11 protein-coding genes and 1 tRNA gene are annotated in these 12,305 nt (G+C 55.4%); 5 read left to right on the top strand and 7 right to left on the bottom strand.

Annotated elements, in window-relative coordinates:
• The first annotated feature begins 1 nt into the window (after position 1).
• The 5 genes from AC2FJV_RS00215 (at position 2) to AC2FJV_RS00195 (ending at position 4,847) form a co-directional block, all read left to right on the top strand.
• On the top strand, positions 2–706 hold the full coding sequence (locus tag AC2FJV_RS00215; RefSeq protein WP_142635858.1) for a c-type cytochrome: 705 nt from the start codon (positions 2–4) through the stop codon (positions 704–706).
• 27 nt (positions 707–733) lie between these two features.
• Positions 734–1,996 (top strand): FCSD flavin-binding domain-containing protein, encoded by a 1,263-nt coding sequence (locus tag AC2FJV_RS00210; protein WP_496688785.1) that lies wholly within the window; start codon positions 734–736, stop codon positions 1,994–1,996.
• An 80-nt stretch (positions 1,997–2,076) separates the two neighbouring features.
• A complete protein-coding gene (locus AC2FJV_RS00205) occupies positions 2,077–2,511 on the top strand; it encodes a DUF302 domain-containing protein (RefSeq protein WP_496688783.1) in 435 nt (144 codons plus the stop codon).
• Between the two features lies 1 nt (position 2,512).
• Positions 2,513–3,736 (top strand): 5-aminolevulinate synthase, encoded by a 1,224-nt coding sequence (hemA, locus tag AC2FJV_RS00200; protein WP_496688781.1) that lies wholly within the window; start codon positions 2,513–2,515, stop codon positions 3,734–3,736.
• A 52-nt stretch (positions 3,737–3,788) separates the two neighbouring features.
• Positions 3,789–4,847 carry a YeeE/YedE family protein gene (locus tag AC2FJV_RS00195; protein ID WP_496712005.1) on the top strand — a complete coding sequence of 353 codons (1,059 nt, stop codon included), beginning with the start codon at positions 3,789–3,791 and terminating at the stop codon, positions 4,845–4,847.
• Between the two features lies 1 nt (position 4,848).
• On the opposite strand, the gene AC2FJV_RS00190 is transcribed toward AC2FJV_RS00195, so the two are convergent.
• From AC2FJV_RS00190 to AC2FJV_RS00160, 7 genes are all read right to left on the bottom strand, one after another.
• Positions 4,849–5,793: an MBL fold metallo-hydrolase gene (locus AC2FJV_RS00190; RefSeq protein WP_281995313.1), complete on the bottom strand. Its 945-nt coding sequence runs from the start codon at positions 5,791–5,793 to the stop codon at positions 4,849–4,851.
• The gene (locus tag AC2FJV_RS00185) at positions 5,790–6,542 is read right to left on the bottom strand and encodes an MBL fold metallo-hydrolase (RefSeq protein WP_496712003.1); all 753 of its coding nucleotides are present in this window, start codon (positions 6,540–6,542) and stop codon (positions 5,790–5,792) included. Before AC2FJV_RS00185 ends, AC2FJV_RS00190 begins: the two co-directional genes overlap by 4 nt.
• Positions 6,543–7,057: 515 nt before the next feature.
• Positions 7,058–7,134 (bottom strand) — tRNA-Met (locus AC2FJV_RS00180).
• An 82-nt stretch (positions 7,135–7,216) separates the two neighbouring features.
• Positions 7,217–8,191 carry an alpha/beta fold hydrolase gene (locus AC2FJV_RS00175; RefSeq protein ID WP_142635870.1) on the bottom strand — a complete coding sequence of 325 codons (975 nt, stop codon included), beginning with the start codon at positions 8,189–8,191 and terminating at the stop codon, positions 7,217–7,219.
• Between the two features lie 102 nt (positions 8,192–8,293).
• The gene (locus tag AC2FJV_RS00170; RefSeq protein ID WP_496711999.1) at positions 8,294–10,714 is read right to left on the bottom strand and encodes a GcvT family protein; all 2,421 of its coding nucleotides are present in this window, start codon (positions 10,712–10,714) and stop codon (positions 8,294–8,296) included.
• Between the two features lie 125 nt (positions 10,715–10,839).
• Positions 10,840–11,064 (bottom strand): hypothetical protein, encoded by a 225-nt coding sequence (locus AC2FJV_RS00165; RefSeq protein WP_142635874.1) that lies wholly within the window; start codon positions 11,062–11,064, stop codon positions 10,840–10,842.
• A gap of 47 nt (positions 11,065–11,111) precedes the next feature.
• Entirely contained in the window at positions 11,112–12,266 is a 1,155-nt protein-coding gene (locus tag AC2FJV_RS00160) for an aromatic ring-hydroxylating oxygenase subunit alpha (RefSeq protein ID WP_142635876.1), read from the bottom strand.
• Positions 12,267–12,305: the final 39 nt, after the last annotated feature.

Raw genomic sequence — 12,305 nt, 5'->3', positions numbered from 1 at the left:
GATGCGTTGGTCGAACGCGCTTGTCTGTGCCGCGTTCTTTGGGGCTACTGCTTCATCGACCTACGCTGCAGAAGACCTTGGCGATGCTGAGGCAGGGAAAGCCGTGTTCGCCAAATGCAAAGGCTGTCATCAGGTTGGAAAGGGGGCCGAAAACAAAATCGGTCCGCATCTGAATGGGATTTTTGGGCGCAGGGCAGCTGGTCTGGATGGCTTTAGCTATTCCAAAAGCCTTGCGCGCGCGGGTAGCTCGGGTCTGGAGTGGCACGCTGACACACTGTCTGCGTACATCGAAAACCCACGTGCATTCGCGTCAGGCACCAGGATGAGTTTTGGTGGCCTGAAAGACCCGGAAGACCGCGCCAACGTGATCGCCTATTTGCGGGATTTTTCCGACAATCCTCAGGACATCCCAGAAGCGGACCCGACGGCGAAGGGCACGGATCATTCTATCGACCCCGCGATCTTGGCGATTCAAGGAGATCCGGAGTACGGCGCATATCTCAGCAGCGAATGTACAACGTGCCATCAGATCGACGGAGGCGATGAGGGCATTCCCTCGATCGTGTACTGGCCTGACGAAGACTTCGTGGTCGCCATGCACGCATATAAAGACAAACAGCGGCCACATCCGGTCATGCGAATGATTGCCGGACGGCTGAGCAATGACGAGATCGCGGCATTGGCTGCCTACTTCAATAATCCATAGTGACGGTGTCCAAGAGGAGGAATCGCGATGACGCTAAATAGACGAGTATTTCTTGGAGCCGCCGGGGTGGTAGCAGCCGGGTTATCGGCACCGATGGTGTTGGCGCAAGGCAAACCACGCGTGGTAATTGTCGGCGGCGGTGCGGGCGGTGCAACTGCTGCGCGCTACATCGCAAAAGACAGCAGGGGTGAGATCGACGTAACGTTGATCGAGCCGTCGCGGACCTATTACACCTGTTTCTTCTCAAACCTGTATCTGGGAGGGTTTCAGGAGCTTTCGGACATTGCCCACAGCTATGGCACGCTTGCCGCGAACTACGGCATCAACGTGGTGCATGATTGGGCCACAGGGGTGGATCGCGATGCCAAGACTGTGTCCTTGGCAGGTGGCGGGTCCGTTCCATATGACAAGCTGATCCTGAGCCCGGGTATCGACTTTGTTGATGGTGCGGTCGAGGGCTGGGACGTCTCGGCGCAAAATAAAATGCCGCATGCGTACAAGGCTGGATCTCAGACCGAGCTTCTCAAGGCGCAGATCATGGCAATGCCCGAAGGCGGTACATTTGCAATGGTCGCGCCACCGAACCCGTACCGTTGCCCACCCGGACCGTATGAGCGGGTTTCAATGGTTGCGCATGTTCTGAAGGCGAACAACCCGACAGCAAAGATCATCGTTGCCGACCCGAAACCGAAGTTTTCCAAGATGTCATTGTTCCAAGAGGGTTGGGCCAACCACTACGAAGGAATGGTTGACTGGATCGGCGAAGATTTCGGCGGCGGCAATGTCGCCGTAAACCCGGATGCAATGACCGTTACTATCGACGGCGAAGAAACCAAGGTCGATGTCTGCAACGTGATCCCAGCGATGAAAGCCGGACGCATTGCGGAAATGGCAGGGGTGACCGATGGCAACTGGGCACCCGTGAACGCCGCGGATATGTCCTCCAAAGCCGACCTGGATATCTACGTTCTTGGTGACGCCAGCCAACAGGGTGACATGCCCAAATCCGGCTTCTCGGCCAACAGTCAGGCGAAAGTCTGTGCGAATGCCGTGCGAGGTGCGTTGACCGGGTCCAAAGTGTTTCCGGCCAAGTTCTCCAACACCTGCTGGTCGCTCATCGACACCGATAATGGCGTCAAGGTTGGCGCAACTTACGAAGCGACTCCCGAAAAGATTGCCAAAGTGGACGGCTTTATCAGCCAGACCGGCGAAGATGCGGACTTGAGAAAAGCAACTTATGAAGAGTCGCTGGGTTGGTACGCTGGTATCACTTCAGACATGTTCGGTTAAGGTATTCAGGAGCTTTGACTGGTGTCAAAGACCTTGATGAGCAATCTGAGAAGATGCGGCTCAAGAGGAGGATTAAAATCATGAAACACTTTATCGCTGTAGCCGCTTTTTCCACTGTTCTGGCGAGCCATGCGTTTGCAGAGGAGATCATCACCGCCCCATTTGACGGCAGTTTTGATGATGCAACCTTCGCCGTCGAGTCCGCGATTGTCGGACAGGGGCTGGTCATCGACCATGTAAGCCACGTAGGCGACATGTTAAATCGTACGGGCGCTGATGTCGGCAGTGACAAGCAGATATTTGCGGCCGCAGACATCTTCATTTTCTGCTCGGCAAAAACCTCGCGCGAGGTGATGGAAGCCGACCCTATGAATATCGGATTCTGCCCCTACGGGATTTTTGTAGCCGAGGACGACAGTGGCGTGATGGTGGGATATCGAGGCTACCCTGACGGGCCAATGCAAAAGGTTCAGACTCTGTTATCCGAGATCGTCGAAGAGGCCGTAGGGAATTGAAATGAACTATCAGCAGTTTTTTCGTGATCAACTGGACCAGCTTCAAGATGAAGGGAACTATAGGGTCTTTGCGGATCTCGGAAGGCAATGCGGTGCATTCCCGACCGCGCGCAATTACGCAGAAGACGGTCCCGAAAAAGTCACTGTCTGGTGCTCAAATGATTATCTTGGCATGGGTCAACACCCCTGCATTCTTGCAGCAATGCACCAAGCGATTGATGAGTGTGGTGCCGGGGCGGGTGGTACGCGGAATATCTCTGGAACCACTCATGAGCACGTTTTGCTGGAACAGGAACTAGCCGACTTGCACTGCAAAGAGGCGGCATTGCTATTTACGTCCGGCTACGTTTCAAACTGGGCGGCTTTGGGAACTTTGGCCTCCCGCATTCCTGGTATCACCGTACTGTCAGACGAGTTGAACCATGCCTCGATGATTGAGGGAATTCGCCACAGCCGTTGTCAAAAGCGGATCTGGAAGCACAATGATATTGCAGACCTTGAAAGGCAGCTTGCTGACATACCAGCCAACGCACCAAAGCTCATTGCGTTCGAAAGCGTCTATTCCATGGATGGTGATATCGCGCCAGTTGCCGAGATCTGTGATCTGGCGGATCGCTATGGCGCGATGACCTATTTGGATGAGGTTCACGCCGTAGGGCTTTATGGACCGCGCGGCGGTGGCATCGCCGAACGTGAAGGCCTGATGGATCGCCTAACCGTTATCGAGGGGACATTAGGCAAAGCCTTCGGTGTCGTCGGTGGATACATCGCGGCGTCGAAAGAGCTTGTGGACTTCGTCCGGTCCTTTGCCAGCGGGTTTATCTTTACCACTGCATTGCCTCCGGCCGTAGCCGCAGGTGCGGCAGCCTCGGTTCGGCACCTGAAGCAAAGCAATGCGGAACGATATCTGCACCAGCAGCGAGTGCGCGAAGTTCGAGACAGGCTGGACGAACTGAGTATTCCCCATACTCCGAACCCAAGTCACATCATTCCGGTCATGGTCGGCGATCCGGTTAAGTGTCGCTTCATCTCTGATGTACTGATGCGTGACTATGGAATTTACATCCAGCCGATCAACTATCCAACCGTTCCCAAGGGAACGGAGCGTCTACGGATTACACCGTCGCCGATGCATTCTACTGAAGACGTGGATCGACTGGTATCTGCATTGGGTGAGTTGTGGACGCAATGCCAGTTGGCGCGCAGGCCAATGGTCGCGCAATGACAACTTGACCGAAGACAAGGATGCACACGCTACGAAGTGAGAGTTTCTGTTGATGGAGAGACTCATCGATCTGTTGGGAGACTCTGGCGCCTTGGCATTTGCCGGAGTGCTCGTCGGTATCTTGTTTGGCGTGACGGCTCAGAAGTCTCACTTTTGTTTAAGAGCGTCGGCAGTCGAAGTCGCCGAAGGCGAGTTAGGTCCCCGCTTGGCCGTTTGGCTGATCGCCTTCACCACTGCGCTAGCCTTGGTGCAGGTGCTTATCGCGTTTGAGTGGCTAGACCTTTCCGAGACACGTGCAATCGCGTCGACAGGTAGCCTGAGCGGCGCGGTAATTGGTGGAGCGATGTTCGGCGCAGGCATGGTTCTGGCGCGTGGATGTGCATCTCGCCTTTTGGTATTAGCCTCCTGCGGTAATCTGCGCGCCCTGGTTACGGGGTTGGTTTTGACCTTAGTGGCTCAAGCCGCCTACACAGGTGTTCTTAGTCCCGCCCGCGAGTTGCTGTCTGGTATCTGGGCTGTCCCAGGAGGCGCGCCGCGTGATCTTTCAGAAATACTTGGGTTCTCGCCAACGGTTTATACAGCCGTTGCAGCGTTGGGATTGGTGTCGGCCATTGTCTTTGCGTCCCACCGGAAAGTCGCGCCTATAAGGATCATAGCGGCCGCAGGAGTTGGCCTGGCTGTGGCGCTCGGCTGGTTGATAACATTTGCCATCGCGCAAGCATCTTTTGAAGTCGTGCCTGTGTCTTCAGTCACGTTTACCGGACCGGCCACGGACACACTAATGGCGTTGGTTGCAAGTCGAAACGTTGTGTTGTCCTTCGGTATCGGCCTTGTCCCAGGCGTAGTAATTGGTGCGGCAGGCTCAGCCTTGACTGCAGGGGAGTGGAGGATCGAACGATTTGGCTCGGAAACTCCGATGGAACGCTACCTCGTAGGGGCTGTTCTCATGGGGTTTGGGGCCATGCTGGCGGGAGGTTGCGCGGTGGGTGCCGGGCTTTCAGGAGGGTCCGCCCTGTCATTGACCGCATGGGTTGCCGTATTTTTCATGTGGGTCGGGGCGATCAGCACGCATAGATTATTGATGCTAATCCCTGTTCCGCAACATTCCTGAGCTACTCGAATTCCATCTGTTCGAAAACGCGCCCTGCATTTTTCGTGGCCAGTTCTTCAAACGTGTCCAGGTTGGCGTAAGGTGACTGATCGACGTAGTAAGCCTCAGCCAGATCACCTCCTGCATCCATATGCTCTTGAATCTTGCCGCGCAGATATATCAGGTAGTCGCGTGTATAGCGGCGCACCTGATCCATGTTCGTAGGATGGCCGTGTCCCGGTATCACATAAGTGGCATCTAAAGCTTCGAATTCGGTGTCCCAAGTTTCAAGCCAATCCGCTGTATAGGTGTCTTGAAAGATTGGCAGCATGCGTTCGTGAAACGCCATGTCTCCCGCAATGACAAGGCTTTGGTTCGGCAACCAGATCGAGATATCGCCGGGACTATGGGCAGGGCCGAGGTACTTTGCCTCAATCCGGAATTCACCCATCTCAACCACGTATTCATCATCGAATGTCTCGGTTGGGCCGGCCAGGAATGTTCCGTCTGCCTTGTCCTGATTGTATCGCTGCATTCCTTGCAGAATTTGCAGGCCATATTCCTCGAATTCAGCCGCTGCTTCTGAATGTGCGATGATCGGAATGCCGAGTTCTGACCAGTAAGCGTTGCCAAGCATCGCGTGCCCCTGGCCATTCTCGTTGAAGACAAGTCTGACAGGCTGATCCGTGATGGCCTGAATTTCCTTGTGAAGCGCTTCGGCAAGGACATAGGCTGCACCGCCGTTTATGACGACTACACCTTCACCGGTTACAATGAAGCTGAGATTGTTGTTGTGACCAGAGTTTTCGTAGGTTGGTGGTGCGGTTGCGCCAATGGCGGAATAGACGCCAGGGAAATACTCGACCGGTTTGGAATACAGCACGCTTTGCGGATATTGGTCTGCAATTTCCTCGCTTGCCCAAGCTGGTGCGGCCAAGGCCAAGGCAATCGCAAGCGTTCGTATCATGTTGGTTCTCCAATGAACTTATACGCAGAGCCAGTTTTTTCGACCCGGCCGATTCCACCATTCGGCAGGTGGAAGCCAATTATCTTCATTTGCTCGCGAGAAATCTCATCTAGCAGCAAACTACGAGTTGCTGCAGCTGTCTGTGGATCCTGATCCGTACCACTGTGCCAATCAGGCCGTTCAAAAGCTACGTGTGGATTTCCCAACGCATCGCCGACAATCATCACGGATTCACTGCCGCTGCGGATTTCAAACGCCATGTGGCCGGGTGTGTGCCCAAAGCTTGCACGGGCGGCAATGCCTGGAAAGATCTCTTGTCCGTCGTCAAAGAACGCCACCTGATCCTCAATTTCTGCCATCCGGCGCTTCGCGCCTACAGCGAACGCAGCGCGATCTTCTCCTATTGAATCTACCGTTGAAGGGTTCCACCAATAATCCCACTCTTTACGGCCAAAGTGATGCGTCGCGTTGGGGAAAAGCAGGTCGTCGAAGTCATCCAAAATGCCCCAGATGTGATCCGGGTGCGCATGGGTGAAAACCACGTGTGAAACGTCTTCGGGCGACAGGCCGATTGTTTCAACAGTTTCCAAAAGTTTGCCAGACGTGGGCATGAAATCCGGCCCAGCTCCGACATCGAATAGCACCGTGTTTTTACCATCACGATAGAGCGCCACGTTGCACTCTGGCTCGTACTTGGTCGCGTCCACTCGATTGCGATTCAGAAGCTGCTCGAGTTCTTCTTTCGGCATGTACCCAAAGACCATTTCCGGTGGCAATGACAGGTACCCGTCTGATACGGTTGAAATCCGAGCTGAAGAGCCGAGTTGCAACTCGGCCCTCACGATCCTGGATTGAGTGCCAAGCATCCCAAGGCAAGCGGCGCTGTACAAGAAAGTGCGGCGAGAAAATGCATTTCCATCCATACACAATCAATAAAATGAATGTTATTATTTGTAAATGGAGAAAGAAAGGCTGTGTGTGCAAAGCTGCTTTCGTCTTGATCACTAAGAAGTCTACTCAACTTCTTCGGTACCGGCGGGTAAGTTAGCGATTACACCGGTGCCCCTGAGAGCCTGCATCTCAACTCTTGGAGCGAACTGGGACTGGTTGCGGCGTGTGGCGTTTCCCGCTTTTTCGTGACGATTCCCAGTTCTTTTTGAACACAAAATTCGTCTGCTGTTACCCAAAATGCCACCCAAACCATGTTTGCGGTACGTGAGAGCAACGCTGAGTTCACGTTTTTAACTGATATGTTATGGGGTTTTGGTAGCGGAGGAGGGACTTGAACCCCCGACACGCGGATTATGATTCCGCTGCTCTAACCAACTGAGCTACTCCGCCATGAGTGAATGGCGATTTAAGGGAGGGGTTGGGGAGGGTCAAGAGGGAAATGGCGCCTTTGTTGGGAATATTTTAGCTGGGACTAATCCGAATTCGGCACAACCGTCGCCCTGGGTTCTGTATTTTGTACCACGCCGCGAATGAAGTTGTTGCAGATGTCCGGGACTGTCAGGGGGATCATATGGCCCAGCCCTTCGATCTGTTCAAAACTCAGACCAAACGCTTGCATTGATTCACCGTGTTGCGTGGCTGACAAGAGCGCATCCTGTGCTCCAAACAATATGGAGCCAGGCACTTTCAGGTCGCCATAACGGGCGACCTGCGCCGGCATGCTCTGTTCAATCCCGATCACATCCTGTGAGGCGCTGATAAACGCGGATGGACGCATCCCCAAAGCGCCGCCGGCGCGGTCCAGAAAGTCTTGGGGCGCGGGTTCTGGCGCAAAAGCCGCGCTAAGGGTGTGCGGTGCGGTTTTTGCGGCCAGCGGGACGGCAATCGTGTTGCCGATCAGACTGCGCAGCCATTCTGTCCGGATTTCAAGCGGTTTGAACACGGCGGGCGGCCCGGGCATCGCCTGAGTAAGCGGAGCTAGCAGGGCCAGCGCTTTGATCTTGTCCGGGTAATCCAGCGCCATCGCCAGAGAAACCGCGCCACCCAGCGAATGGCCGACCAGAATTGGGTTGCTGACCCCCTTTGCCTCTAGAAATTCATGTATCATGCGGCCCTGTTCGGGCAACCGCCCAAGCTCTGCCGTCTCACGAGTTGAGTATCCGCAACCGGGGCGATCCACGGCAATGACGTGAAAATCCTCGGCCAGTTTATCCATCAAGGCGTAGGTGAAATGTTGCAACTGCCCGGCCAGCCCATGAATGAGCACAACCGTCTGATTGGAAGGGTCGCCCTTTTCCACATAGTGGATATTGCCGCCGCGCACGGGAATGATAACCCCCGGTTGTGGGACACGCATCCGGCCGTCACGGGTCAGCTTGCGTGTCCAAAGATTCATCGCAACAAGAAACAGCGCAATGAACAGCGCAATAGTCAGGAAGATTGTCATCAGCCTATCCTCTGGATGGAGCAGATCAGATTACTGACCGGATAGCGCCACAACCCGAAGGCAATGTCCACAGCTCGCTTAAAGGATCTAATGCGGACTGGGTTAGCCGCGCAAGATCGTCCCAGTTGGATCAAAGGGCGGTTCTTTCAGGATCGTTGCCCTATGCGGGCGCCCTAATACCATGACCTCGACCCTATCGCCGGCCTCGGCACCCGAAACATAGCCCAAGGCCAGCGACATACCCACGGAATAGCCATAAGCGCCCGATGTCACCCGACCGATTCCGCGCCCGTCCATGAAAATGGGTTCGCCTCCGGTCGCGTCAGCGTTCGAAGCTGCGGTGTCGGCTTCGTCCAGATGCAGCAGGACAAGCTGCTCTCTGGCCGGAGAGGTCATGGCAGAATTGGCGGCATCTTTGTTTAGGAACGATTTGTCGAATTTGCACAACCGGTCCAAACCGACCTCGTGTGGCCAGTATTCGGGGCTGTATTCGCGCCCCCAAGACCCATAGCCCTTTTCGATCCTCAGCGACATCAGTGCGCGGCTGCCAACTGGGCCTGCGCCGAACTCTTTTCCGGTCTCGATCAGCGCCTCATACAGGCGGAGCTGATCTTTCGCGGCGCAATGCACCTCCCAGCCCAGATCGCCGGTGAAGGAGACACGCAGCGCCAGGACCGCAATTCCGGCGATTTCGATCTGTTGCGAGCGCATGAAGGGGAAATCCTCGGGGCTGAGCGAGGTATTCGTAAGCCGTTGCAGGATTTCCCGCGATTTCGGGCCAGCCACGTTAAAGCCGCAAGTCTCTTCGGTGCGGCTTTCGAAACGGGTGCCATCGGGCAGAGGAACCTGTTTGAAGAACCGTTTGTGATAGCGCTCGGCCATGCCCGAGCCGATGATCCAGAATTCGTCGTCGGCCACGCGGGTCACGGTGAAATCGCCGGCAATACCTCCCCGTTTTGAGATCAGCGGGGTCAGGCAGGATCGACCAACCGATCTCGGCATGGAATTTGCGAATACGGCATTAAGCCAACCCTCGGCTCCCGGACCTTTGCAAACATATTTGGCAAAGTTTGAGATGTCGATGATCCCGGCCCGATCGCGCAGCATCCGGCATTCCGCGCCCACCGGTTCCCACCAGTTCTGGCGTATGAATCCGTTGGTGTCCGTGGCGCCGGGCGCCTCTGCGAACCACAGCGGGTGTTCCCATCCGACATTCAGGCCAAAGACGGCACCCATGTCCTTTTGCCTGTCATAAATCGGGCGGGTCCGGGCAGGGCGTCCTGCGCTGCGTTCTTCATTTGGGAAGTGGATGGCAAAGCGGTGTGAGTACTGATCCTGCACGCGGGCCTTGGTGAAATCTTTCGTAGCCCATGTGTCGAACCGCGCCACGTCCCAGGCGAACATGTCGTATTGGGTTTCGCCTTCGATGATCCACTGCGCCGCCATCAGGCCCATGCCACCCGATTGCGAGAATCCCGGGATGATGCCGTTGCAGCAGAAATAGCCGTCGACCTCGGGCACTGGTCCCATCAGAACGTTGGCATCCGGTGACCAGATCATCGGTCCGTTGATGACCCGTTTGATCCCGGCGTCGCCCACGGCAGGTACGCGTTCGATGGCGTTCATCATATTCTCTTCGATCCGCTCCAGATCGTCGGGAAACAGATCATGGGCAAAATCCAAGGGTGTGCCGTCTTCGGCCCAGAATTTCATATCCTTTTCATAAGCCCCCACCAAAAGGCCCTGACCTTCCTGCCGCAAATAGTACTCTCCATCGCGGTCACTGACCGAGGGCAGGCGGGTATCATGCGCCGCGACGTCAGCCATGGTTTCGGTGACGAAATACTGATGCTCGGTCGGTTGCAGGGGTAGCTCGATCCCGGCCAACATGGCAACTTCGCGGCCCCAAAGACCGGCGGCATTCACAACCCACGGCGTTTGGATGTCCCCCTTAGGGGTGCGTACGATCCAGGTGCCGTCTTCTTGCTGATCTGTCGCAGTGACCGGCGTAAAGCGGTGGATTTCGGCCCCACGCTGGCGCGCGCCGACAGCGTAGGCGTTGGTGACCCCCGAGGGATCAACATTACCGCCATCAGGTTCGTACATGACACATCGGATGCCATCGTAATTGACCAGCGGGTTCAGACGCTGCGCCTCTTCGATGCTGATCTCATAGAAATTCATCCCGTACAGCTTGGCCTTGGCGGCCTGCAGCCTCAGCTGGTGCTCGCGCTCTTCGGTTTGGGCCAGATATAACGAGCCGGGCTGGAACACGCCGCAGCTTTGGCCGGTTTCAGCCTCAAGCTCTTTGTACAGCGTCATCGTATAGTGTTGGATGCGGCTGATATTGGTGCTGTCATGCAGTCCGTGGATGTTCGCCGCCGCGTGCCAGGTCGAGCCGGATGTCAGTTCATCCCGTTCCAACAGCACCACGTCTGACCACCCCGATTTGGTCAGGTGATACAGGATCGAGCACCCAATCACACCACCGCCGATTACCACTGCCTGTGCATTTGTCTTCATGAGTCTGTCATCCAAAATTTTGGTCTTGTCGTCATGTGTTACCAGTACTGAACCCAAGACAACGGGTTTAAATTTCACGTGGGATTGAACAGATATAAACCAAGGTTAGTCTCCGATGCCCACCACTATGCACGTCCATACTCGACCAGTCTGTGGTTCAATTCATCTGTTTCAGAGGCCCCGGCTTCCAGGGCGAATATAAAGGCGTGGGTCAGGTAAAAACAGGCCGCGTCGATATCTTGCACCGCTTCGCATTCATCTGCTGCAATAGTGTAATAGCGGACCAACGCGGCAGGATCATCATGATCATGCGCCTCAAGTAGCAAGCGATCCAGTTCTGTTCTGTCCATCGGGTCTCCGTCGCGTCTGGCCAGTCGTGCGTGGCCAGACAGCTGGTTCAGTCGGCGCGACCGCTTTCAATCTGTGTCGCAACCCAGTGATGGAAATTATGGGTCGGACCATCCATCACCGGAGAGAACCGACCGCCGTCGAACAACATTCCGTGCCGACCCTTTTGCATCCCTTCAACAACGAACACATCCTCTTCAAACACAGTTTTCCATTGCTGGGCGTTTGCCGCCCTCAGGCCATCATGTTCAGGTGTGTCTTCGATGCTTTTGGCATAATAAAGCTCGATATGCTCAACGGTATTTTCGTGATCAACCGGTTCCAGGACAATGGCAAAGGCATGGTCACGCTGCACACCCAAAAGAACATTCGGATACACGGCCACATACTCTGCACCCTCATTCCATCGATCGCTGAGCCCGTCGAAATCGGCGAATGTGGTGCCGTCATGGTCAGTGAGTTGTCGATAGACAAGCGTGCCTTGACCGGAATAGTGCCCGCGCACTTCGATGTTATAGTGATCCTCAAGTCGCGAATAGCTGTTCAGGCCGGGATGCACCCAGGGCAGGTGATAGCTTTCGCAATAGTTCTCAACCGCCAGCTTCCAGTTGGTCTTGACCTCCAACTTGAACGAAGAGGCCTCACCGCCGTGATGTACTGGTTGATCAAACTCTTTCCAGCGTTCCAATAGGGCGGCGTGCGCCTCTTCGAATTCGGGTGCATTGCCGTCCACATTCACAAAGACCACGTCCCGCCAGACATAAGAGCGAATACGGATCAGGCCCAGAGATTTGCGATCCACGTCCTCATGGGTGTTGTGACCGGCGCCGCCAACATGTGGCGTCGCACGCAGCTCTCCCTTCAGGCTGTAGCACCAGCTGTGATAGGGGCAACGGATCGCGCCACTTATCTTGCGAGGGGTATCGACAAGGATCATCCCGCGGTGACGGCAGGTATTTTGAAATACGCCAACCTCACCATCCCGATCCCGCACGATTAGTAAAGGCATGCCTAGGAAATCGACCGGCATGGCATCGCCTTCCTCGGGCACGTCTTTGCCAAAGCCGATCCCGGACCAGTTGGCGTACAAAACCGATCTACGCTCTTCGGCGAAAAGTGCCGGGTCGATATAGTGTTCGTTTGGCAGGCCGTTTGCGACATTCACATCGACCAGAACGGAAGACAACGCAGTATGCTTGTTCATCGGGCTCTCCTGCAGGTGTTGTTTGGTCTCTATTGGCGG

The organism is Ruegeria sp. CDSA241 (assembly GCF_059611265.1).
Note: the sequence above shows the minus strand (reverse complement) of the source record. Positions and strands in the feature narration are given on the sequence as shown.

Bases quoted from the DNA above. Each gene is read 5' to 3' on its own strand.
- AC2FJV_RS00215 (WP_142635858.1), top strand. From the start codon at position 2: ATGCGTTGGTCGAACGCGCTTGTCTGTGCCGCGTTCTTTGGGGCTACT.
- AC2FJV_RS00210 (WP_496688785.1), top strand. From the start codon at position 734: ATGACGCTAAATAGACGAGTATTTCTTGGAGCCGCCGGGGTGGTAGCA.
- AC2FJV_RS00205 (WP_496688783.1), top strand. From the start codon at position 2,077: ATGAAACACTTTATCGCTGTAGCCGCTTTTTCCACTGTTCTGGCGAGC.
- hemA (WP_496688781.1), top strand. From the start codon at position 2,513: ATGAACTATCAGCAGTTTTTTCGTGATCAACTGGACCAGCTTCAAGAT.
- AC2FJV_RS00195 (WP_496712005.1), top strand. From the start codon at position 3,789: ATGGAGAGACTCATCGATCTGTTGGGAGACTCTGGCGCCTTGGCATTT.
- AC2FJV_RS00190 (WP_281995313.1), bottom strand. From the start codon at position 5,793: ATGATACGAACGCTTGCGATTGCCTTGGCCTTGGCCGCACCAGCTTGG.
- AC2FJV_RS00185 (WP_496712003.1), bottom strand. From the start codon at position 6,542: ATGCCGAAAGAAGAACTCGAGCAGCTTCTGAATCGCAATCGAGTGGAC.
- AC2FJV_RS00175 (WP_142635870.1), bottom strand. From the start codon at position 8,191: ATGACAATCTTCCTGACTATTGCGCTGTTCATTGCGCTGTTTCTTGTT.
- AC2FJV_RS00170 (WP_496711999.1), bottom strand. From the start codon at position 10,714: ATGAAGACAAATGCACAGGCAGTGGTAATCGGCGGTGGTGTGATTGGG.
- AC2FJV_RS00165 (WP_142635874.1), bottom strand. From the start codon at position 11,064: ATGGACAGAACAGAACTGGATCGCTTGCTACTTGAGGCGCATGATCAT.
- AC2FJV_RS00160 (WP_142635876.1), bottom strand. From the start codon at position 12,266: ATGAACAAGCATACTGCGTTGTCTTCCGTTCTGGTCGATGTGAATGTC.